We start from the raw sequence: 22026 nt of genomic DNA on the forward strand, positions 1-22026 counted from the left end.
AAAGGGGGATGTGCCGGCCTCGGGGTCGGTTTTCGAGACCGGCACATCACGCCGTTCCCCCATGGGGATCGTTCCCGGTCCCCGCCGCCTAAACGGGCGCGCCCTGGTGAGGGACCGGGCCGATCGGTGAAAATGACCAGAATGAGCGGTCATATGACACCCGAGGAGTTCCGCCGGTACGGCAAGCAGGTCATCGACTGGATCGCCGACTACCACGAGAAGATCGAGTCCTATCCGGTCCTGTCCCGGGTGCGGCCGGGGGAGGTGGCGGCGGGCGTGCCCGAGCATCCGCCGGAACGGGGCGAGGGCTTCGACGCGCTGCTGGCCGACCTCGACCGGGTGATCATGCCGGGGATCACGCACTGGCAGCATCCGGGCTTCTTCGCCTACTTCCCGTCGAACGTGAGCGGCCCGGCGATCCTGGGCGACCTCCTGTCGGCCGGGATCGGGATCCAGGGCATGCTGTGGGCGACCAGCCCGGCCTGCACCGAGCTGGAGACCCGCGTGCTGGACTGGCTCGCGGAGCTGATGGACCTGCCCGCCCGCTTCCGGGGCGGCGGGGTCATCCAGGACTCGGCCTCCAGCGCCGTCCTGGTAGTGATCCTGGCCGCGCTCCAGCGTGCGGCCGGCGGCACGGCCGCGCGCGACGGCATCGACCGGCGCCACACGATCTACGTCAGCTCGCAGACGCACTCGTCGCTGGAGAAGGCGGCCCGGATCACCGGGATCGGCGCCGCGAACGTGCGGGTCGTGGACGTCGACCCGCGGACGCTGGCGATGGACCCCGCCCACCTGGACGCGCTGCTCACCGAGGACGCCGCGGCGGGCGCCGTGCCCGTCCTGGTGTGCGCGACCGTCGGCACGACGTCCACGACGGCGGTCGACCCCGTCCCGGAGATCGGCGCGGTGTGCCGGGCCCACGGGGTATGGCTGCACGTGGACGCGGCGTACGCGGGCGCGGCGGCGGTCTGCCCGGAGTTCAGGTGGATCAACGCGGGCGTCGAGGACCATGCCGATTCGTACGCGACCAATCCCCACAAATGGCTGCTCACCAACTTCGACTGCACGGCCCTCTGGGTGGCCGACCGGGAGCCCCTGACCGGCGCCCTGTCGATCTTGCCGGAGTACCTGCGCAACACCGCCACGACCTCGGGCGAGGTGATCGACTACCGGGACTGGCAGATCCCCCTCGGCCGCCGGTTCCGGGCGCTGAAGCTGTGGTCGGTCATCCGCTGGTACGGGGCCGAGGGGCTGCGCGAGCACATCCGCACCGGGGTCGGGCTCGCGCGGGATCTGGCCGGCTGGATTCGCGACGACCCGGACTTCGAGCTGTTCGAGGAGCCGAAGTTCGGCCTGGTGTGCTTCCGGCCCCGCTGGAAGGGCCTGCCGGACGCGGAGGCCGACGCCGCGACGCTGGCGGTCATGGAACGGCTGAACGCCTCCGGGGACCTCTACCTCACCCACACCAGGGCCCGCGGGCACGTCCTGCTGCGGCTGGCGATCGGCGGCCCCGCCACCGGTGACCAGCACGTCCGGAACGCCTGGGAGCGCGTCCGGCAGGAATCGGGGCAGGTCCGGTTGGGCGGACACGTCCAGGACATGCGAGGCTAGGGGGTGCTGGCACTACGAGAGCGGGAGGTCCGCAATGGCCGACTCGGCAGAGGATCAAGAGCACACCGAGGGCACCGAGGATGACGTGAAGCGCAAGTTCCGGGAGGCCCTGGAGCGCAAGCGCGGAGCGGCGGACCAGCACGCCAACGGCGGGGGCAAGAGCGGATCGAAGGTGCGGGGCGTGCACGGCCGCGCCGACCATCAGCGTCAGTTCCGCCGCAAGAGCGGCTGAGCGGCTTCTGACAAGGGAAGGACAGCGGCCGGGTCCCCGGCCGTCGACATACGCGACTGCGCACTCCCTGTCACCGACAGGGAGTGCGCGGTCGCCCGCTCGTCCGCGGTCGCCGGTGAGGCGCGGCCTCAGCCCGCGTAGAGCTTCTTGCCGTAGTTGTCCTCGGAGTAGTAGGCCTCCAGCTCTTCCAGGCTCTCCGCCGCCTTCTGGACGTCCTTGACCAGGCGGGCGTGGGAGGGCAGGGCGTCCGCGGCCCAGGTCTCCGGCTTCCAGAGCCCCGACCGCAGGAACGCCTTGGCGCAGTGGAAGAAGATCTCCTCGATCTCCACGATGAGCGCCAGCCGGGGCCGGTGCCCCTTGACGACCAGCTCGTCGAAGAAGGGCGCCTCCCGGACCAGGCGGGCCCGGCCGTTGACGCGCAGCGTCTCGCCCCGCCCCGGGATCAGGAAGATCAGCCCGACGTGCGGGTTGGCCAGCAGGTTGCGGAAGCCGTCCGCGCGCCGGTTGCCGGGACGGTCGGGGATCGCGAGGGTCGTGTCGTCGATGACATGGGTGAAACCCGCCGGATCGCCCTTCGGCGAGACGTCGCAGCGGCCGCCGGGGCCGGAGGTGGCGATCAGGCAGAACGGCGACGCGGCGAGCCACTCCCGGTCGCGCTCGTGGAGCCGTGTGCGCTCCTTGGCGGCCGCGCGCGGCATCACCTCCCCGAGCAGCTCACGCAGTTCGGCTTCGGACGTGACCTCGGTGAACTCCGCCGCGTGCGTCATCGCCGTCCCTCTCGTGGGGTTGGTGGGCGTTCGAGCCTATATTTCGGCGATATCGGTCAGCTTGCCGGGGTCTCGTCGTCGTAGAGCCGGGTCACGATCGTGCCGTTCCGGGTGACGTAGCCGTTGATGATCCCCTTGGTGCTGTGCGGCGCGGCGAGGTTGCCGCGGGGGTCCAGGGCGATGGCGCCGCCGGTCGCGCCGAGTGCGGGGATCTTCTGCGTGATGACCGTGGCGGCGGCCTTGTCCACCGGCGCGCGGGTGTACTCCATGAGGGCCGAGATGTCGTACGCGGCGACGCCCCGGATGAAGACCTCGCCGGTGCCGGTACAGGAGATCGCCACGGTCCGGTTGCTGGCGTAGGTGCCGGCGCCGATGACGGGGGAGTCGCCCACCCGGCCGACCTGCTTGTTGGTCAGGCCGCCCGTCGAGGTCGCCGCGGCGACGTTGCGCGAGCGGTCGACCGCGACCGCGCCGACCGTTCCGCCGACCTCGCGGTCCTTGCCGGGTGCTCCGGTGGTCCGCGCCTGGGGGTTGCCCTTGGCGGCCATGAGGGAGTCCCAGCGCCGCTGCGTCCAGAAGTAGTCCTGCGTGGTGTACGGGACGCCGTTGCGGAGAGCGAAGTCGTCGGCGCCCTTGCCCGCCATGAAGACGTGCGGCGACTTCTCCATCACCGTCCGGGCGAGGGTGATCGGGTTCTTGGTGTGGTGGACCCCGGCGACCGCGCCGGACCTGAGGTCCTTGCCGTTCATGATGGACGCGTCGAGCTCGTGCTCGGCGTCGGTGTTGAACACCGCGCCCTTGCCGGCGTTGAAGTTCGGGTCGTCCTCCAGGACGTTGACCGCCTTCTCGACGGCGTCGAGCACGGGTCTGCCGTCCTTGACCAGCGCGTAGCCGGTCCGCAGGGCGCGGGTGAGCCCGTCGCGGTACGCCTTCTCCTGCTCGGGCGTGATGCTGCCGCGCGGTATCGAGCCCGCGCCGCCGTGCACGGCGAGGACGACGTCGCGGACGGCCGAGGCCGGTGGCGCCTGGGCGGGGGCCTGGGCGGGAGCCCGGGCCCCGGTGGCGGCGCCCGCGGCGACGTGGGAGCCGGACAGCCCGATGACCAGCGCGGCGAGGCCGGCGGTGATCAGGAAGGGACGCTTGGGAGTCGGCATTCGGACCTCCTCGGGAAGATGACCATGGTCGTCGTCCCCTGGGTGAACACCGGCGACACGCGCAATTCCTGCCAAAACGTCGCTATGACACGGGGTGGAGGTTCGCCCAGCTCCGCTCGTACCCGGCATCGCCGGCCCAGTCGTCGAGCAGCCGCCGGGCCTCGCCCTCCGGGGCCGCGAGCCACACGGTCTGGCCGCCCGCCCGCACGCTGCGCGTCTGCTCGACGCTGCCGTCGCTACAGCACTTGCACAGGAACTGCAGGCTGCTGCTGGGCTCGGCACCGAAACCGCGCGAGTCGAACAGCACGACGAGCTCGTCGATGCCCGCCGTGTCCGGCGTGGACACGGTGACCGAGAGGGTCGGCAGGTCGGACGCCTTCCAGCACAGCAGCTCGTCGAAGACCGGGAACCGGTGGCCGTCCACGACCCGTTCGCCGTTCGGCACGCCGTCGTGCACGACGATCTCGCCGTACCGCCGGGCGGTGTTGAACGGCACGCTGAGCACCCGGGCCCGCGTCGGGCAGATCCGCAGCGCCCACACGATCTCGACCTCGCCCTCGGGGTCGAGCCGTACGCAGGTCATCCCGAGGTTCTCCTCGATCTCGCCGTCGCCGGGCGGCAGGTCGATGCCGTAGCCGGCCCAGGCGTCGCGCGCGGTCGCCCAGTCGCCCTGGACAGTGGCGGCGATGCCGAGATTCCAGAACGCGGGATCCTGCCGGCCTCGCGGTGCCCGGGCCGCGGCCTGCTTGCCCAGCTCGTAGGCCCTGGGCCAGTCGCGCATGAACTTGTATGCCAGCGCCGCGTCGTACCACCGCGCGGGCGCCTGCTCACCGTCGGGGTCACGGGCGAGAAGCTCCTCCAGCAACCGCGCGGCGCGCGGCCAGTCCTCGTCGTCCCAGGCATCCTGGGCCTTGCGGACCAGCCGGCCGTCAAACGCTCTCACCATCGTCTCCCTCGCCGCCGCACAGGCCCGAGGATAGAACCACCCGGTATTCACCGGCTCGCTGCCGATGACTTTTCGTGCCGTCCCGGGTCTCTATTGGCGAAGGGAGGCCCCGATGAAGACGACCGTGCGGCGCGGCCGATGAACGCGGCCGAGGCAGCGGCGCTGCAGAGCTACAGCGCCGGGTTGCTGGAGGGCGCGATCGGCTTCGCCCTGGAGGCCGTGGAGGAGGTGACGGGCGCGGCGCTCGCGCGCCCGACACCCTGCCGCGGCTGGAACCTGCGCATGTTGTTCCTGCACGTGAACGACTCGCTCGACGCGTTGTACGAGGGCATCGACCGCGGCGCCGTGCGGTTGTTCCCCGATGCGGAGCCCGACGAGACCGATGTGGTGGCCTCGTTCCAGGAACGTGCCCACCGATTGCTCGCCGCGTGGACCGGCGACGGCTCAGGGCACATCGTCACCGTCGCGGGCTGCCCGATGCGGGCGGGGGCGATGGCGAGCACGGGTGCGATGGAGCTCGCCGTGCACGGCTGGGACGTCTCGCGCGCGTGCGGCAAGGATCGTCCGATCCCGCCGGACCTCGCCATGCGGTTGCTCGGCATCTGCCCGATGGTCGTCGCCGACGACGTCCGGCACGGGCTGTTCGCGCCGCCGGTCGCCGTGCCGCCGGGAGCCTCCCCGAGCGACCGGCTCGTGGCGTTCCTGGGCCGTGACCCGGCTCAGACGCTGTAGGCGCGCACTCCGCCGGTGTCGGCCGCCGTCAGCACTCCCTGGTCGACCAGCACGTCGAGATGGGCGTCGATTTCGAGCACCGCCAGCATCTGGCTGAAGACGTCCAGCTCGTCGAGCTTCTTGCGGCGCCGCGTCCACGGCATGGAACGTGCCACCTCGAACGCGGTGGTGTGCCCCTCGCGCACCTGGCGGGCGGCGGCGTCGAGACGGGCCTCATGGTGCTCGACCAGCTCGTCGACGCGGGTGTGCACGCTGGGGGTGACCGGTCCGTGCGCGGGCAGCAGGAGGGTGTCGGGCATGTCGCGCACGATCCGCAGCGACTCCAGGTAGCTGCGCAGCGGCTTGGGCTCGGGCTCGGTCTCCAGGCCGATCGAGGGCGTGATGTGCGGCAGGACGTGGTCTCCGGCGAACAGCAGGCCGGCGCCGGCGTCGCGGAGCACGATGTGGCCGCGCGTGTGCCCGGGCGTCGCGAAGACGTCCAGGCCGCGCCGGGCCAGCGTGACGCGCTCGCCGTCGTCGAGCCAGGCGTCCGGCATCGTGTGCGGCACCCGCCGCTCCTGCGCGTTGACGCCGAAGGCGGCGACCTGGTCGGCCAGCTCGGGCGCGCCGCAGCGGCGCAGCAGCTCGACCTGGCGGGGGTGGAGCCCGTTGCCGACGTCGAACGCCGAGAGGGAGGCCTGCTCGCCCCGGCCGATCCGCACCCGGGTGCCGAACGACTCGCGCAGCGCCAGCGCCTGGGAGTAGTGGTCCCAGTGCGCGTGGGTGACCAGGAACTGCGCGACGTCGTCCAGCCGGTGGCCGAGCAGGCGCAGCGCCTCCTTGAGGGCCTTGCGGCTGTCGGGCATCGCCCAGCCCGAGTCGACGACGACCGGCCCGTCCGGGTCCTCGATCACGTACACGTTGACGGCGTGCAGCGAGGGGATGGGCAGAGCGAGCGGAACGCGGTGCACACCGGGGGCGACCGGGTGGGCGCCCGGCTCGGTCCAGTCCGCGGGCTGCTCCATGACCGGTTCCGCCACCGTGGGCCCCTCCCGTTTTAGAACGACATTCGGGTTGAACCTACTGTATGCGTGCGTCGAGATTCGTCTCAGGGGCCTAAGGGGCTGTCTCGATGTGGCCTTGACCACCGCACGAGCGCGTTACCTGGCCGGTGGGGCGATGCCGAAGGCGAGCTCCACCGGGCAGATCGCGAAGCGATGCCGCGCTCGCCTGATCCCGGTTAGGGCCGAGCCGCCAGGCGAGGGCCGTGGGCCGGGAGTTTGAAAACACAGCCTAGATCCGCGCGGCCGCCGCCTCGCGCCGGGCCTCCTCGGCCGCCCCCGCCGCCCGTTCGTGGGCCCGCTCGGCCTTGTCGAGCCTGCGCTGGGCCGCCTCCTGGCGCGAGACCGCCTCGTCCAGCTCCCGCCGGAGCCGCGTCACCTCGTCGGTGACCCCCTCCAGCTCGCGCCTGGCCCGGCCGACCTCCTCCTTGCGCTGGGACAGGGCCTTCTCGGCCTCACGGGCCAGACGCCTGGCCTTCTCGGCGCGCCTGCGGTCGAGCTCGCTGACCTCCGGCTCAGGCTCCGGCTCCGGGGCTGGTGCGGGACGTCTGGAGCCCTTCGGCTCCTTCGCCTTCTTCGCGCTCTTGGGCCGTCTGGGTGCGGGCCCCACAGGAAAGCCGAATCCGGTGGTGTCGAAGCCGCTGTGGCTCCGTGGCTGGGCGAGGCGCCCCTCCCGCACCTCCTCGGCCACGTCCTCCTCCACCGTGGCCGCCAGCAGGGTCTCCTCGACCTCGCGCACGGCCGTGTCGCGCAGCGGGTTGCCGCCTTCGTCCGCCAGCCGCCGCGCGGTCCGGACGAGCCGTGCGATCAGGTCGCTGCGCCGCTGCTCCAGATCACCGATGTGGCCGCCGGAGGCCCAGGCGGCCCGCAGATCGGCGCCGACGTCGAGGAGGTCGCCGAGCTCGCCGGGCGCCGACCGGGACAGCCGGTCGACCGCCCACGCCGACGACGTCGGGCGCCGCAGGGCGCCGATCCGCTTGGCCAGCGCGGCGTCGCCGGACGCCCTGGCCTCCTTCGCGAGGTCGTTGCGCCGGGCCGTGAACTCCGCCGGTGCGAGCCCGTAGAGCTCGCGGGCGGCGTCGGAGAGATCCACACAGGGATCTCTACCCGCCGCGCGGCCCGCCGGCACCACGGCGCGCAGCCGCTCGCCCCCCGCCGATACCGAGTGGCGCGAACCGGCCACGCATCGCTGTGGCCAGCTCATGACAAGAGGTAGTCAGGCGAGGACGGTTCGTTCACAGTGAGGGTCCGGAACCACGGACGGGGGCGGTCATGACAGAGGCCAGCGCGATGACGCTGCCGGATTTCCTCAAGGCCGGCGAGATCGGCCGGCTGTCGGCCGACGACCGGCGGCTGATCGTGCGGCAGGCACTGCTGATCCTTGAGCAGAACTACGCGCTGCTGCCGTTCAAGGCGGCGCGCTACGGCATCGATCCGGTCCGGCGACTGCGCCTGATGCAGACACGGCTCGGCCGCCCGGGGCCGCTGGAGCCGGAGTGGCGCTTCCACGCCGAACTGGTCGACATCTTCAACTCGCTGCGCGATCTGCACACCCGCTACGTCCTCCCGCGGCCCTTCAGCGACGCCGTCGCCCGCCTGCCGTTCCTGCTCAAGGAGTTCACGGCGGACGGCCGGCGGCGCTACGTGGTGGGGCGGCGGATCGTGAACGAGCCCGAGATCCCGCACGAGACGTTCCGGTTCGGCGTGGAGATCACGCACTGGAACGGCGTGCCGGTCGGGCGCGCCGTCGAGCGGCATGCCGAGCGCTTCCCCGGCGCGAACCCCGAGGCCCGGCACGCCCGCGCGGTGGAGCGGTTCACCGTGCGCTCGCTCGGCTTCGGGCCGCCGCCGGACGAGGACTGGGTGACCGTCCGGTATCTCGACCGCGACGGCGAGGCTCGGTTCATCGATCTGACCTGGGACGTCAGCTCGATCGTTCCCGAGGCGGACGCGGGCGGCGGCCAGCTGGACACACCGCTCGCCTACGACGTCGAGGGCATGCGGCTCGCGCGGACGCGCACCCGGCTGTTCGCGCCGGAGTTCCTCGCCGCCGAAGAGTCGGGCGAGCCGGTCGACCCCGGCCCGGAGGGCGTCACCGTCACGCCCGAACTGGCGACCGTGTTCGAGGCCCGCCGCGTGACCGCCGGAGGACGCGTGTTCGGGCACCTGCGCATCCGCTCGTTCAGCCTCACGGCGAGCGGGATCGAGGGGTTCGTGCGGGAGTTCGTCAGGTTGCTCGGCGAGCTTCCGCCGGACGGGCTCGTGGTCGACATCCGCGGCAATCCCGGAGGGGCGATCGTCGCGTCCGAGCTGTGCCTTCAGGCGCTCACCGCACGGGCCGTGGAGCCCGAGCCCGCCCAGTTCGCGGCGACCATGCTCAACCTGCGCATCTGCCGGGCCAACGACATCATGGGTCCATGGCTGCCCTCGATGGAGCAGGCGCTCGAAACGGGCGCGCCCTACTCGGCGGCCATCGCGTTCACCCCCGCGGAACTGCTCGCCGAGGTACCGCAGTCGTACTTCGGCCCGGTCGTCCTGCTGACCGACGCCCGCTGCTACTCGGCCGCGGACATCTTCGCCGCCGGGTTCCAGGACAACGGCATCGGCCCGGTGCTCGGAGTCGATGGCAACACCGGCGCGGGCGGCGGCAACGTCTGGAGGACGGCCCACCTGCTCGGCTCGCTGCCCGCGGCCGACGACTTCCCGTTCCGCCCGCTCCCGAACGGCGCCGACCTCTCCTTCGTGATCCGCCGCCTGCTGAGGGTCGGGCCGAACGCGGGCACGCCGCTGGAGGACTACGGCGTGGTCCCCGACGAACGCCACGTCATCACCCGCAAGGACGTCACCGACGGCGACGCCGACCTGATGGCCGCGGCGGCGACGTTGCTCGGCAAGGGCGTGCCGCGCAGGCTCGACGCCGGGCTGTCGGAGGCGGGCGGGGAGCTGACCGTGACGTTCGCCGTGCTCGGCGTCGACCGGGCCGACGTCATCGTGGACGGCAGGCCGCGGGTCACCGTCGACCTGGGCGGCAACCCGGCGCCCGTCCCCGTGCCCGGCGCCGGGACGCCGCGCACGGTCCGGATCGAGGGCTACGACGGCCGGCACCTCGTCGCCGTCCGTACGTTCGTCCGGACGGCGGCGGGGCTGGAGCCGCGCACCACGCTCTGACCGAGCGGCGGGCGATAGGGCCTTGTCTCCTCACCCGTTCCGGCGGACAGTCGCAAGTGGGCGGGTAAGGAGCGGAGGACGATGGCTGAGGAGACCGGCGACACCGAAGGAGCTGTCGCGACGCGTGAGGTGGCCTCGCGCGCGGTGGGCATCAGCAAGGTCTACGGCCACGGGGAGACCGCCGTCCGGGCGCTGGACGGGGTGAGCATCGAGTTCCCGTCGGGACGGTTCACCGCGGTGATGGGCCCGAGCGGGTCGGGCAAGTCCACGTTGCTGCACTGCATGGCGGGCCTCGACCGGGTCAGCGACGGCGAGGTGTGGATCGGCGACACCGAGCTGACCAAGCTCAGCGACCGGCGGCTCACGATGTTGCGGCGCAAGGAGGTCGGGTTCGTCTTCCAGGCGTTCAACCTGGTCCCGACGCTGACCGCCGCCGAGAACGTCGAGCTCCCCCTGGCGATCGCCGGTGACCGCGCCGAACGGTCGTGGTTCGAGCGGGTGACGGGCGAGTTCGGGATCGCCAAGCGGCTGAAGCACCGGCCGGCGGAGCTGTCCGGGGGAGAGCAGCAGCGGGTCGCGGTCGCGCGGGCGCTGCTGTCACGGCCGACGATCGTGTTCGCGGACGAGCCGACCGGCAACCTCGACTCTCGGACGAGCGGCGAGCTGCTGGGCTTCATGCGGCGGTCGGTGGACGAGTTCGGGCAGACGATCGTGATGGTGACGCACGATCCGACTGCGGCCGGGTACGCCGACCGGGCGGTGTTCCTGAGCGACGGGCACATCGTCGACGAGATGGCGGAACCCACCGCCGAGAAGGTGCTGGAGTTCCTCAAGCGGCTCGGAGACTGACCATGTGGCGGGTGACGCTCAAAGGCCTGCTCGCGCACAAGCTCCGGCTGGCCCTCACCGCGCTGTCCATCGTCCTCGGCGTCGGCTTCGTGGCCGGGACCTACGTCCTCACCGACACCATCAACAAGACGTTCAACGAGCTGTTCACCGAGACCACCAAGGGCATCGACGTCGCGGTGCGCGGCAAGGAGTCGTTCGGCGGCCAGGAGAGCGCCGAGCAGCGCCAGCCCCTGCCCGCCGCGACGCGCGACCAGATCGCCCAGGTGGAGGGCGTGCGGGCCGCCGAGGGCAGCGTGACCGGGTACGCCCAGTTCATCGGCAAGAACGGCAAGCCCGTCACCACCGGGGGCGCCCCCACGCTGGGCGTCTCGGTCTACACCACGCCCGAGCTCAGCGAGGGCATCTCGGTGCGGAGCGGCACCCTGCCGAAGGAGCCCGGCCAGGTCGCCGTGGACGCGCGCACCGCCGGCAAGCAGGGCTTCACGGTCGGCAGCAGGGTGAAGCTGATCTTCCAGGGGCCCGCCCGCGAGTTCACCGTCACCGCCATCGTGGGCTTCGGCGAGGCCGACAACCTGGCCGGCGCGACGCTGGCGGCGTTCGACCTGCGCACCGCGCAGGAGGTGCTCAACCGGCGCGGCGTGTACGACGAGATCGACGTCGTGGCGGCGGACGGCGTGTCCCCCGAGACGCTGCGCGACCGCATCCAGGCCCGGGTCGGCGGCGGCTACGAGGCGCTGACCGGCGAGCAGTACGCCGAGGAGAACGCCAAGGCCGTCGGGCAGTTCACCAACATCATCAACATCGCGCTGCTGTCGTTCGCGTTCGTGGCGCTGTTCGTCGGCTCGTTCATCATCGTCAACACGTTCTCGATCATCCTGGCGCAGCGCACCCGCGAGCTGGCGCTGCTGCGCTGCCTGGGCGGGTCCCGGCGCCAGCTCATGCGCTCGGTGCTGGCCGAGGCGACCCTCGTCGGGCTGGTGGCGTCGGTGATCGGGCTCGGCGCGGGCATCGTGATCGCGATCGGGCTGCAGGGCCTGTTCGAGGCGCTCGGCGCCGACCTGCCGGCCACCTCGCTGGAGATCAGGCCGCGCACGATCGTGGTCGGGCTGGTCGTCGGGGTCGGCGTCACGGTGCTCGCCTCGCTGGCGCCCGCGCTGCGCGCCACCCGGGTGGCGCCGGTCGCCGCGGTGCAGGAGGCGACCATGGCCGCCCCGGCCCGGGTCGGCCCGCTGCGGATCATCACCGGCGCGCTGCTCAGCGTCGCCGGCCTCGCGGCGCTGCTGGTGGGGCTCTTCGCCGACGAGGCGGGCAACCGGCTGGTCACCGTCGCCACCGGCGCGGTCGTGATCTTCCTGGGCGTCGCGGTGCTGAGCCCGCTGGTCGCCCGGCCGATGTCGCGCGTGCTGGGCTGGCCCTTCGCGCACTGGGCGGGGCAGCCGGGCAAGCTGGCGCGCGAGAACGCGATGCGGATCCCGCGCCGGACCGCCTCCACCGCCGCCGCGCTGATGATCGGCCTGGCGCTGGTGAGCCTGGTGACCATCTTCGCCGCGTCCCTCAAGGCCTCCAGCGCCAAGATCCTCGACCGGGCGGTCGCCGCGGACTACATCCTCACCGGCCCGTCCGGCGGCTTCACCGGGTTCAGCCCGGAGGTCGTCCGGCAGCTGTCCCAGCAGCCCCAGATCGAGGCGGCCACCGGCCTCCGGAGCGGCTCGTTCAAGATCGACGGCCAGGGGAAGAGCCTGACCGGCATCGACCCGGTCTCCTACGGCCGCACCGTCCGCACCGAGACCACGTCCGGCAGCCTCGCCGACCTGGCCCAGGGCGGTCTGGCCGTGCGGGAGGACGTGGCCGAGCAGAAGGGCTGGAAGGTCGGCGACACCGTCACGATGCAGTTCCCGGTGGGCGGCGTCGACCGGATCCCGCTGCGGGCGGTCTACGAGGACAACGAGCTCAACGGCGAGTACATGCTCGCCCTGCGCGACTACCAGCGGCATTACCAGGACCAGCTGGACGTGTTCGGCTTCGTCAAGGCCAGGCAGGGCGTCGCGCCCGCCGAGTCGCGGGCCGCCATCGACCGGGTGATCGAGCGGTTCCCCAGCGTCCAGGTGCGCGACCAGGCCGAGTTCAAGCAGGAGCAGGAGAACCAGATCAACCAGATCCTGATCCTGTTCTACGTGCTGCTGGCGCTCGCGGTGGTCATCGCGTTCATCGGCATCATCAACACCCTCGCCCTGTCGGTCCTGGAACGGGTGCGCGAGCTCGGCCTGCTGCGCGCCGTGGGCATGACCCGCGGCCAGCTGCGCGCCATGATCCGGTGGGAGGCGGTCATCATCTCGGTGCTCGGCGCCGTGCTGGGTCTCGCGGTGGGCGTCTTCTTCGGCTGGACGCTGGTCAGCGCGCTGGACGAGGAGGGCATCACCGAGTTCGCCCTGCCCGTCGGCACCCTGATCGGCCTGGTCGTGGCGGCCGGTGTGGTGGGCGTCGTGTCCGCGATCCTGCCCGGTCGCCGCGCCGCCCGGATCGATGTTCTGCGTGCAGTGACAACCGAATGACATCCCGGTGTGACAAAACCGCCCCTCTTCGGCGCTGTTCAAACAAGAGCACCGTCGAGGGGATCGGGTATGAGTTACCGGAGACACCTTCTCGTCGCCAGAGACGACCGGCCGTTGCCCGAGCTCTACGCTCTGCGGCCCTACGTCGGTTTCGTGGCGGGAAACCAGGCGCGCGACGACAACTGGCAAGTCTGCTCGCTCGGCTGTGACGCCGGACTCGGTGACTCGGTCTCGCTTCTGGTCGAGATCGCCGCCGAGACCCACACGGCCGCCATGCTCGCCTCGTTCTTCGACGGCGGCTGCGCGGCCGTCGAAGGGTTCAGCAGGCCGTACGGCTACTGGCAGGCCGTCCTCGGCACCGCGCACGCCCCCGGCTGCCCGGCCTTCGAATCGCCCGCCTTCAGCGCCGAGGAGGCCGCCGCCGGCGCCGCCAGATGGGCCGAGGCCGCGGCCCACCCGGTCCCGCCGGACCCGATCCTGGAGGTGCTCCAGGGACCCGTCGAGCCCAGCGCCGAGGCCATCTTCGAGGAGCTCCTCAACCGGCTCGGGCTCACGGGTGCCACTGATACCTCTCTGGCGGAGATTGGCTGAGCCTCCGGGCTGTGTGACCATCCGGGCATGGACACACCGAAGGCTTTCCTGGAAGGCGGCCCGGCGGACCTGCCGGAGCGCATCGTAAGGATCACTCCCCCCGGTGTGGAGGTGAAGCTCCCGTTCCGCGGCGGCTACGAGCACTTCAAGGTGACGCCGCGCCATCACGACACCGAGGAGGGACGGCTCCCGGTCTTCGAGTGGACCGAGCGCACGGCCGTCGCCGAGTGACCCTTCCGATCAGCGGGTGTCGAGGAACCGGTCGAGGACACGGGTGCCGAAGCGCAGGCCCTCGACCGGCACCCGTTCGTCCACCCCGTGGAACATGCCGAAATAGTCCAGGTCAGGGGTGAGGAGCAGCGGCGCGAACCCGAAGCTCTTGATGCCGATTCGGTGGAACGACTTCGCGTCGGTGCCGCCGGACATCACATACGGGACGGGATGGGCCTGCGGGTCCTCGGCCCTGAGCGACCCGGCCAGCGCCGCGAACGTCGGGCCCGCGGGATCGGCGGCGGGCGCCTCCTCGTAGTTGATGAACTCGCGCGTCACCTTCGGCCCGAGGAGACGGTCGATCGTGGCGAGGAACTCCTCGCCCGTGCCGGGCAGGTAGCGCCCGTCCACCTGGGCGGTCGCCGTGCCCGGGATGACGTTGACCTTGTATCCGGCGTCGAGGCGCGTCGGGTTGGCGGAGTTGCGGATCGTTCCCTCGAAGAGGGTGCCGACCCGGCCGAGCCGCCGTGCCTCATCGTCGAGCCGGTCGTGGTCGATGGTGGTGCCGAGCGCGTCCGCCAGGCCGTCGAGCAGGGCACGGACGCCCGGGGTCAGGCGGACCGGCCACTCGTGGGCGGCGAGGCGGGAGACGGCGTGGCACAGCTCGGCGACCGCGTTGTCGCGGTTCGGCTTGGAGCCGTGCCCGGCCGTGCCCTGGACGGTGAGCCGCATCCAGGTGGTGCCGCGCTCTCCGGTGGCGATGGGATAGACGCGTTTGCCGCCGGCGGCCACGCTGAAGCCGCCGGACTCGCTGATCGCCTCCGTGCAGCCGGTGAAGAGGTCGCGGTGGTGCTCGACGACGTGGCGCGAGCCGTAGTCGCCGGTGCACTCCTCGTCGGCGAGGAAGGCCAGCACGAGGTCGCCGCGCGTCCGCCGGTCCTCGCGCAGGCGCTGGCGGACGACCGCGAGGGTCATCGCGAGCGTGCCCTTCATGTCGACGGCGCCGCGGCCCCACACGCAGCCGTCGCGGACCTCGCCGGAGAACGGGTGGACGCTCCACTCGGCCGGATCGGCGGGGACGACGTCCAGATGCCCGTGGATCAGGAACGCGGGCGCCGCCGGGTCGGTGCCGGGCACGCGGGCGAGCACGCTGGCGCGGCCCGGCGCGGACTCGACGACGGACGGCTCGGCGCCCACCTCGGCGAGCAGCGCCGCGACGTGCTCGGCCGCGGGACGCTCGCCGCGGCCGCGGCCCTCGCCCTCGTTGGTGGTGTCGATTCGGAGGAGATCGGCGCAGATCGCCGCGACCTCGTCGGCCGCGGTCCGCCGTTCGCGCACTACCTGCGGTTCGGTCACCCGTGCCGCCTTTCGAAGGGACCTTGCGATTTGCCTGGCCGTTGACCATAGCCAATAAAGATCCGTTCTGGGTGATGGTCTCGATCAGATGACAAATTCGCAGGGCCGTACCGAAGGGCCGCGCGCGGGGTCCACGCTTCCGTGCATTCGGGGTCGCTGCTCTGTGTCGGCAAGGGAGGATCATGTTCGGACGAGGCCTGAGCAGGAGCGCCGGGGCCGTCGCGCTGGCGCTTTCGGTGGGCGCCGCGGCGGCCGGCTGCGGAGGCGGCGGCGGCGAGTCGGGCGACGGCACGTTCGTCGCGGGTCACCCCGAGCCCGACCATCTGATCCCCGGCAACACCACCAGCAGCTACTCGTGGGACGTCACCAGCGAGCTCTTCGAGAACCTCGTCGAACTCGACAAGACGGGGAACGTGGTCAACGCGGCCGCCGCCTCGGTCGAGTCGCCGGACCAGAAGGTCTGGACGATCAAGATCCGGCCGGGCCAGAAGTTCCACAACGACGAGCCGGTCACCGCCGCGAGCTTCGCCGACGCCTGGAACCACGCGGCGTACGGCCCGAACGCCTTCGAGGGCAACGACTACTTCTCGCAGATCAAGGGCTACGCCGACCTCAACCCCGAGGACGAGAAGGCCAAGCCCAAGACCGACAGGCTGTCGGGTCTGAAGGTCGTCGACGAGTCCACGCTCGAAGTGACGCTGGACGCGCCGTTCAGCCAGTTCAAGCTGCTCCTCACGCACCCGGCCTTCGCTCCGCTGCCCAAGGCCGCCTACAGCGACATCAAGGGCTTCGACGACAAGCCGATCGGCAACGGGCCGTACATGATGGACGGCGCCTGGGAACGCAACAAGCAGATCAAGCTCAAGGTCTTCCCCGGCTACACCGGGACGCGCAAACCCAAGAACAAGGGCTTCACCTGGCGCAGCTACGCCGGCCAGGACACCACCTACACCGACCTGCGGGCCAAGCGCATCGACCTCATGCAGTCGATCCCGGCGGCGAAGGTGCCCGAGGCCAAGCGGCTGCTCGGCAAGAACGTGCTGCCGCGCGACACGGGCACGTTCGACTACCTCGGCTTCCCGCTGTTCGACAAGCGGTTCGGCAACGCCGACCTGCGCAGGGCGATCTCGATGGCCATCGACCGCAACGGCATCAACAAGGCCGTCTACAACGGTGAGTACGTCGTCGCCGACTCGCTGCTGCCGCCGATGATCAAGGGGCATCGGGCCGGCGCCTGCGGTGACCTGTGCTCCTACAACCCGACGAAGGCCAGGGAGCTGTACGACAAGGCCGGCGGGTTCAAGGGCACGCTGGAGCTGTACTTCTCCAACGCGCAGCCGAGTTACGAGCAGTGGATGCAGATCGTCGCCAACTCGCTCAAGCAGAACCTCGGCATCACCGACATCCAGTTCCGCAAGATCCCCGTCTCCGACTACCTGTCGATGCTGACCGACAGGAAGGAGAAGGGGCCGTACCGGCAGAACTGGGAGGCCGACTACCCGAGCGCCCAGAACTACCTGGAGCCGCAGTGGCACTCCGCCAAGAACCGCATGGCCTGGGTGAGCAAGGAGTTCGACGGCCTCATCGCCAAGGGCAACGGCGCGTCCACCGACGACGAGGCGGTCAGGTTCTACAACCAGGCCGAGGACGTCGCGATCCGTGAGGCGCCGCTCGTGCCGCTGTGGATCTGGAAGGGCTTCGGCGGCAAGTCGGACAAGATCGACAACGTCACCATCACGCCGTACGCCAACGGTCTGCTGGCCCACGAAGTGACGGTGAAGTAGCCGGGCATGTGGCGCTTCATCGCACGGCGGCTGCTCCAGGCGATCCCGGTCTTCCTGGGCACGACGTTCCTGATCTACGCCATGGTGTTCGCGCTGCCGGGCGACCCGATCCAGGCGCTGGCGGGGGAGAAGCCGCTGCCCCCGTCGGTGGTCAACGCCCTGCGTGAGCACTACAACCTGAACGACCCGCTGCTCCTGCAGTACGTGAAGTACCTCGGCGGCCTCTTCCAGGGCGACCTGGGCGAGACGTTCGACGGCCAGGCCGTGTCCGACGTGCTCAGCGGGCGCTGGACGGTGACGGCGCAGCTCGCGCTCACGGCCTGGCTGTTCGAGCTGGTGATCGGTATCGGGCTCGGGGTGTGGGCGGGGCTGCGGCGCGGCAGCCTCGCCGACACCCTGGTCCTCGGCGGCACGACGCTCGTCATCGCGGTCCCGGTGTTCGTCCTCGGCTACACCGCCCAGATCGTGCTCGGCCTGAATCTGGGGCTGTTCCCGACCGCCGGCACCGAGGACGGCTGGCCCATGAGCTACCTGCTGCCCGGCATGGTGCTCGGATCGCTGGGCCTGTCGTACGTGGCGCGGCTGACCCGTACGAGCATCGCGGAGAACCTGCGGGCCGACTACGTGCGCACCGCCTACGCCAAGGGGCTGAGCAAGGTGCGCGTCGTGGGCAGGCACACGCTGCGCAACTCGCTCATCCCGGTGGTCACCTATCTCGGCGTGGACTTCGGCACGCTGATGGGCGGGGCCGTGGTCACCGAGGGCATCTTCAACCTGCCGGGCATCGGCCAGCAGGTGTTCCAGTCGATCCAGCTGAAGGAGGGGCCGGTGGTGGTGGGGGCGTCCACGCTCCTGGTGCTGGTCTTCCTGGTGGTGAACCTCGCCGTCGACCTGCTCTACGGCGTGCTCGACCCGAGGATCCGCCATGACTGAGCCGACGACGGCCGAACCGGCGACGACGGCGGCCGTCGCGGAGGCGGGCGGGCTGGTCTCCGGGCAGTCGGCCTCGCTGTGGGGGGACGCCTGGCGTGACCTGCGGCGCCGCTGGATCTTCTGGATCTCCGTGACGATCCTGGTCGTGGTCAGCGCGCTCGCGGTCGTGCCGAGCCTGTTCACCGGCGTCGGCGAGAACGAGGACTGCGACCCCAACCTGTCCAAGCTGTCTCCGGGCGGCGACCACCGTTTCGGCACCGACCTGGCGGGCTGCGACTACTACGCGCACGTCGTGCACGGCGCCTGGCCGACCCTGCTCATCGGGGTGTCGGTCACGGTGTTCGCCCTGCTCATCGCGGTGGTCTTCGGCATGCTCGGGGGCTACTACGGCGGCGTGTGGGACGGGCTGATCGCGCGGATCACCGACGTCTTCTTCGGGCTGCCGTTCGTGCTGGGCGCGACGGTCATCCTGGTCGCCTTCCCCGACCACGGGATCGGCGCGATGACGCTGGTGCTGGTGCTGCTCGGCTGGACGACCATGATCCGGATCATGCGCGGCCAGGTGATCGCGGTGAAGGACGCCGACTACGTGCAGGCGGCGCGCCTGCTCGGCGCGTCCGACCTGCGGATCATGCGCCGGCACATCCTGCCGAACGCGATCGCCCCCGTCATCGTGGTGGCGACGCTGAACGTGGGCAACGTGATCGCGGGGGAGGCGACGCTGGACTTCCTCGGCGTCGGGCTGCAGTACCCGGAGGTGTCGTGGGGCCTGCAGCTCAACCAGGCGCAGTCCTACTTCGTCGACCATCCGCATCTGCTGGTGTTCCCGGCGCTGTTCCTGTCGGCGACCGTGCTGAGCTTCCTGATGCTCGGCGACGCCGTCCGCGACGCCCTCGACCCGAAACTGCGGTGACCATGAGCATGACGAAGGACGCGCCGCTGCTGGAGGTGGACGACCTCCACGTCCGCTTCAAGGTCCGCGGCCAGGACGTCCTGGCGGTGAACGGGCTGTCCTACACGCTCGCGGAGGGCGAGACGGTCGCCATCCTGGGCGAGTCGGGCTCGGGCAAGAGCGTGGCCGCGCAGGCGGTGATGGGCATCCTCGACACCCCGCCCGCCGAGATCACCAAGGGCGCGGTGCGGCTGCGCGGCGAGGAACTGCTCGGCCTGCCCGAACGCCGCCGCCGGACCTACCGCGGCGACCGCATCTCCATGATCTTCCAGGACGCGCTGAGCGCGCTGAACCCGGTCTTCACGGTCGGCGACCAGATCTGCGAGATGTACCAGGTGCACCGCGGGATGCGGCGCAAGGAGGCTAGGGAGAAGACCGCCGAGCTGATGGAGCGGGTGCGGATCCCGTCGGCGCGCCGGCGCCTCGGTGACCATCCGCACCAGTTCTCCGGCGGCATGCGGCAGCGCATCATGATCGCCATGGCGCTGGCGCTGGAGCCCGACGTGCTCATCGCCGACGAGCCGACCACCGCGCTCGACGTGACCGTGCAGGCGCAGATCATGCGGCTGCTCGCCGACCTGCAGGACGAGCTGCGGATGGGCCTGGTGCTCATCACGCACGACCTCGGCGTCGTCGCGGGCGTCGCGGACCGGATCGTGGTCATGTACGCGGGCACGGTCGCCGAGCAGGCGCCGGCGCGCGAGTTGTACGCGCGTCCCGCCCACCCCTATACCGCCGGGCTGCTGGCGTCGGTGCCGCGGCTCGACCGCGCCGGTGAGCGGCTCGTCCCCATCAAGGGGGCGCCGCCGAATCCCGCGGCCCTGCCGCCGGGATGCCCGTTCCAGCCGCGCTGCCCGCGCGCGGAGGCGATCTGCTCGGCGGAGCGGCCGCCGCTGGTCGCGGTCGGCACCGGCGGGCACGAGGCGGCCTGCCATTTCGCCGAGGAGGTGTACGGTGCCGGATCCGGCGACGAAGGCTGAGCGGCCGATCCTCGAAGTCGAGGGACTGGTGAAGCACTACCCGGTGAACCAGGGCGTGCTCTTCAGGCGCGAGGTCGGCCGCGTCAAGGCCGTGGACGGCGTGAACCTGGAGCTGCGCCGCGGCGAGACGCTGGGCATCGTGGGGGAGTCGGGCTGCGGCAAGTCGACCCTGGCCCGCCTCCTGCTGGCGGCGGAGAGGCCCACGGCGGGCAGCGTACGGTTCGAGGGCCGCGACATCTTCTCGCTGTCGCGCCGTGACCTGCGCACGTTGCGGCGCCGCATCCAGATGGTGCTCCAGGACCCCTACTCCTCGCTCAACCCCCGCATGACGGTCGGCGACATCGTGGGCGAGCCGTTCGACATCCACCCGGACGTGGCGCCCAAGAAGGAACGGCGGGCCCGCGTCAACGAGCTGCTGGAGCTGGTCGGGCTCGATCCGGACCACGTCAGCCGCTACCCGCACCAGTTCTCCGGCGGCCAGCGCCAGCGCGTCGGCATCGCCCGGGCCCTGGCGCTGCGCCCCGACGTCATCGTGTGCGACGAGCCGGTCTCGGCCCTCGACGTGTCGGTGCAGGCCCAGGTCATGAACCTGCTGGACGACCTCCAGCGCGAACTCGGCCTGTCGTACGTGTTCATCGCCCACGACCTGGCCGCCGTCCGGCACATCTCGGACCGCGTCGCCGTGATGTACCTCGGCAAGGTCGTGGAGACCGGCGACCAGACGCAGATCTACGAGCACCCGACCCACCCGTACACTCAGGCCCTGCTGGCGGCGGTGCCCGTCCCGGACCCCGACGCGCAGGGCTGGACCGAGCAGCTCACGCTGGAGGGCGAGCCGCCGTCGCCGATCGACCCGCCGTCCGGCTGCCGGTTCCGGACCCGCTGCTGGAAGGCCCGGGACGTGTGCGCCGAGGAGGAACCCGCCCTGGTCGAACGGGACGGATCGGGCCATCCGAGCGCCTGTCACTTCGCCGAGGAGACCGCCCGGGCCTGAGGACTACTGCTTGACGGCCGCCTCGATCCACTCGTTCGACAGCGGCGAGTCGAGCAGCAGGTGCCCGGCGCCGAGGATGCTCGCGTCCCGCCCGGTGCGGGAGGTGGAGATCTCCAGGTTGCGCGTGGCCAGCGGCAGGCAGCGCTCGTAGATGACGCCGCGGATGGTCGAGATGAGCGGCTCGGCGTTGGACATGCTGCCGCCGATGACGAGCGCGTCGGGGTTGAAGAAGTTGACGAGCGCGGTGAGCACGTCGCCGATGAGGCGTCCGGCGTTGCGCACGGCGCTGGTCGCCTGCGGGACGCCGTTGGTCACCAGGTCGACGATGTCGGCGGGGTGGTCGACCGTGATGCCCTGCTCCGCCAGCGCCGCCGCCAGGGCCGCGCCGCTGGCGTGCGCCTCCAGGCAGTCGGGGTGGCCGCAGGAGCAGTCGACGGTCGCCTCGGACAGGATGCGCACGTGGCTGATGTCGCCCGCCGCGCCCCGGCCCCGGTGCAGGCGCCCCTCGGCGATGACGCCGCAGCCGATGCCGCTGCCGAGCTTGAGCACCATGAGGTTGTCGAGCCCGGGCCAGGAGTGCCGGTGCTCGCCGACCGCCATGAGGTTGGCGTCGTTCTCCACGAGGGCGGGCAGGCCCGCGCGTTCGGTCAGGTAGTCGCGCGCGGGGAAGTCGTTCCAGCCGGGCATGCGCGACGGCGACACGACCTGGCCGGTGGCCGGGTCGACGGGCCCGGGCAGGCCCACGCCGATGCCGCGCACCGGCAGGCCGGCCAGCCCCTGGTCGCGTGCCAGCAGGCGCAGGTGGCCGATCACCGAGTCGAGCGTGCCCTCCGGGCCGACCGCGATCTCGCACGCCAGCTCCGAGAGCGCCAGCGGCGTGCCGGCGAGGTCGACGATCGCCAGGCGCGCGTGGTGCGCGCCGAGGTCGGCCGCGAGGAAGACGCCCGCCTCGCGCCCGAGCCGCAGCCGCCGGGGGCGCCGGCCGCCGCGTGACGCGCCCGCGCCCTCCTCGGCGAACAGGCCCGCGTCGATGAGCTGCTCGACCCGCAGCGAGACGCTGGACGGCGCCAGCCCGGACAACCGGGCGAGGTCGGCTCGTGACTCGGCGTGGCCGGAGGCCACGAGCCGCACGAGCGCGGCCGGTCCGTCGTCTCTGGTTCGCATCCCAGATGAAT

General features: G+C 71.5%; 20 protein-coding genes. 13 read left to right on the plus strand and 7 right to left on the minus strand.

Going from position 1 to position 22026, the window contains the following annotated elements; translation table 11 throughout:
• Positions 1–141: 141 nt before the first annotated feature.
• Complete coding sequence (locus tag ABD333_RS41200; protein WP_344548073.1) at positions 142–1611, plus strand: aminotransferase class I/II-fold pyridoxal phosphate-dependent enzyme; 1470 nt, start codon at positions 142–144, stop codon at positions 1609–1611.
• 34 nt (positions 1612–1645) lie between these two features.
• Complete coding sequence (locus ABD333_RS41205; RefSeq protein WP_344548074.1) at positions 1646–1843, plus strand: DUF5302 domain-containing protein; 198 nt, start codon at positions 1646–1648, stop codon at positions 1841–1843.
• Positions 1844–1971: 128 nt separating this feature from the next.
• Here ABD333_RS41205 and ABD333_RS41210 read toward each other — a convergent pair whose 3' ends face one another.
• The 3 genes from ABD333_RS41210 to ABD333_RS41220 form a co-directional block, all read right to left on the minus strand.
• Positions 1972–2610, minus strand: coding sequence for a pyridoxamine 5'-phosphate oxidase family protein (locus ABD333_RS41210; RefSeq protein ID WP_344548075.1), 639 nt, complete (start codon positions 2608–2610; stop codon positions 1972–1974).
• 56 nt (positions 2611–2666) lie between these two features.
• On the minus strand, positions 2667–3764 hold the full coding sequence (locus ABD333_RS41215; protein WP_344548076.1) for an isoaspartyl peptidase/L-asparaginase family protein: 1098 nt from the start codon (positions 3762–3764) through the stop codon (positions 2667–2669).
• An 82-nt stretch (positions 3765–3846) separates the two neighbouring features.
• The gene (locus ABD333_RS41220; protein WP_344548077.1) at positions 3847–4710 is read right to left on the minus strand and encodes a tetratricopeptide repeat protein; all 864 of its coding nucleotides are present in this window, start codon (positions 4708–4710) and stop codon (positions 3847–3849) included.
• Between the two features lie 138 nt (positions 4711–4848).
• Here ABD333_RS41220 and ABD333_RS41225 point away from each other — a divergent pair, with 138 nt between their 5' ends.
• Positions 4849–5442 carry a TIGR03086 family metal-binding protein gene (locus ABD333_RS41225; protein ID WP_344548079.1) on the plus strand — a complete coding sequence of 198 codons (594 nt, stop codon included), beginning with the start codon at positions 4849–4851 and terminating at the stop codon, positions 5440–5442.
• Here ABD333_RS41225 and ABD333_RS41230 read toward each other — a convergent pair.
• Positions 5430–6461 carry an MBL fold metallo-hydrolase gene (locus ABD333_RS41230; protein WP_344548080.1) on the minus strand — a complete coding sequence of 344 codons (1032 nt, stop codon included), beginning with the start codon at positions 6459–6461 and terminating at the stop codon, positions 5430–5432. The two genes, ABD333_RS41225 and ABD333_RS41230, sit on opposite strands and share 13 nt — an antisense overlap.
• 253 nt (positions 6462–6714) lie before the next feature.
• Positions 6715–7575 carry a hypothetical protein gene (locus ABD333_RS41235; RefSeq protein WP_344548081.1) on the minus strand — a complete coding sequence of 287 codons (861 nt, stop codon included), beginning with the start codon at positions 7573–7575 and terminating at the stop codon, positions 6715–6717.
• Positions 7576–7754: 179 nt separating this feature from the next.
• On the opposite strand from ABD333_RS41235, the gene ABD333_RS41240 reads away from it, so the two are divergent.
• The 5 genes from ABD333_RS41240 (at position 7755) to ABD333_RS41260 (ending at position 13873) form a co-directional block, all read left to right on the plus strand.
• The gene (locus ABD333_RS41240) at positions 7755–9650 is read left to right on the plus strand and encodes a S41 family peptidase (RefSeq protein WP_344548082.1); all 1896 of its coding nucleotides are present in this window, start codon (positions 7755–7757) and stop codon (positions 9648–9650) included.
• 81 nt (positions 9651–9731) lie between these two features.
• Entirely contained in the window at positions 9732–10499 is a 768-nt protein-coding gene (locus tag ABD333_RS41245) for an ABC transporter ATP-binding protein (protein ID WP_344548083.1), read from the plus strand.
• 11 nt (positions 10500–10510) lie between these two features.
• Entirely contained in the window at positions 10511–13051 is a 2541-nt protein-coding gene (locus ABD333_RS41250; protein WP_344548084.1) for an ABC transporter permease, read from the plus strand.
• Between the two features lie 69 nt (positions 13052–13120).
• Entirely contained in the window at positions 13121–13642 is a 522-nt protein-coding gene (locus tag ABD333_RS41255) for a hypothetical protein (protein ID WP_344548085.1), read from the plus strand.
• A gap of 27 nt (positions 13643–13669) precedes the next feature.
• The gene (locus ABD333_RS41260; protein ID WP_344548086.1) at positions 13670–13873 is read left to right on the plus strand and encodes a DUF5988 family protein; all 204 of its coding nucleotides are present in this window, start codon (positions 13670–13672) and stop codon (positions 13871–13873) included.
• Between the two features lie 9 nt (positions 13874–13882).
• Here ABD333_RS41260 and ABD333_RS41265 read toward each other — a convergent pair whose 3' ends face one another.
• Positions 13883–15208, minus strand: coding sequence for a M20/M25/M40 family metallo-hydrolase (locus ABD333_RS41265; protein ID WP_344548087.1), 1326 nt, complete (start codon positions 15206–15208; stop codon positions 13883–13885).
• A 182-nt stretch (positions 15209–15390) separates the two neighbouring features.
• Here ABD333_RS41265 and ABD333_RS41270 point away from each other — a divergent pair, with 182 nt between their 5' ends.
• Genes ABD333_RS41270 through ABD333_RS41290 form a run of 5 tightly spaced genes read left to right on the plus strand, consistent with a single transcriptional unit; the run spans position 15391 to position 20851 of the window.
• Positions 15391–16992 carry a peptide ABC transporter substrate-binding protein gene (locus tag ABD333_RS41270; protein WP_344548088.1) on the plus strand — a complete coding sequence of 534 codons (1602 nt, stop codon included), beginning with the start codon at positions 15391–15393 and terminating at the stop codon, positions 16990–16992.
• A 6-nt stretch (positions 16993–16998) separates the two neighbouring features.
• Complete coding sequence (locus ABD333_RS41275; protein ID WP_344548089.1) at positions 16999–17925, plus strand: ABC transporter permease; 927 nt, start codon at positions 16999–17001, stop codon at positions 17923–17925.
• Positions 17918–18838, plus strand: a complete 921-nt coding sequence (locus tag ABD333_RS41280) for an ABC transporter permease (RefSeq protein ID WP_344548090.1) — start codon at positions 17918–17920, stop codon at positions 18836–18838. The genes ABD333_RS41275 and ABD333_RS41280 overlap by 8 nt, the downstream gene beginning before the upstream one ends.
• 2 nt (positions 18839–18840) lie before the next feature.
• Positions 18841–19857, plus strand: coding sequence for an ABC transporter ATP-binding protein (locus ABD333_RS41285; RefSeq protein WP_344548091.1), 1017 nt, complete (start codon positions 18841–18843; stop codon positions 19855–19857).
• Positions 19832–20851, plus strand: coding sequence for an ABC transporter ATP-binding protein (locus ABD333_RS41290; RefSeq protein ID WP_344548092.1), 1020 nt, complete (start codon positions 19832–19834; stop codon positions 20849–20851). The genes ABD333_RS41285 and ABD333_RS41290 overlap by 26 nt, the downstream gene beginning before the upstream one ends.
• A gap of 3 nt (positions 20852–20854) precedes the next feature.
• On the opposite strand, the gene ABD333_RS41295 is transcribed toward ABD333_RS41290, so the two are convergent.
• Positions 20855–22015, minus strand: a complete 1161-nt coding sequence (locus ABD333_RS41295; protein ID WP_344548093.1) for an ROK family protein — start codon at positions 22013–22015, stop codon at positions 20855–20857.
• Between the last annotated feature and the right edge of the window lie 11 nt (positions 22016–22026).

The organism is Actinomadura fulvescens (assembly GCF_039533225.1).
GTDB classification, from domain to species: Bacteria; Actinomycetota; Actinomycetes; order Streptosporangiales; family Streptosporangiaceae; genus Spirillospora; species Spirillospora fulvescens.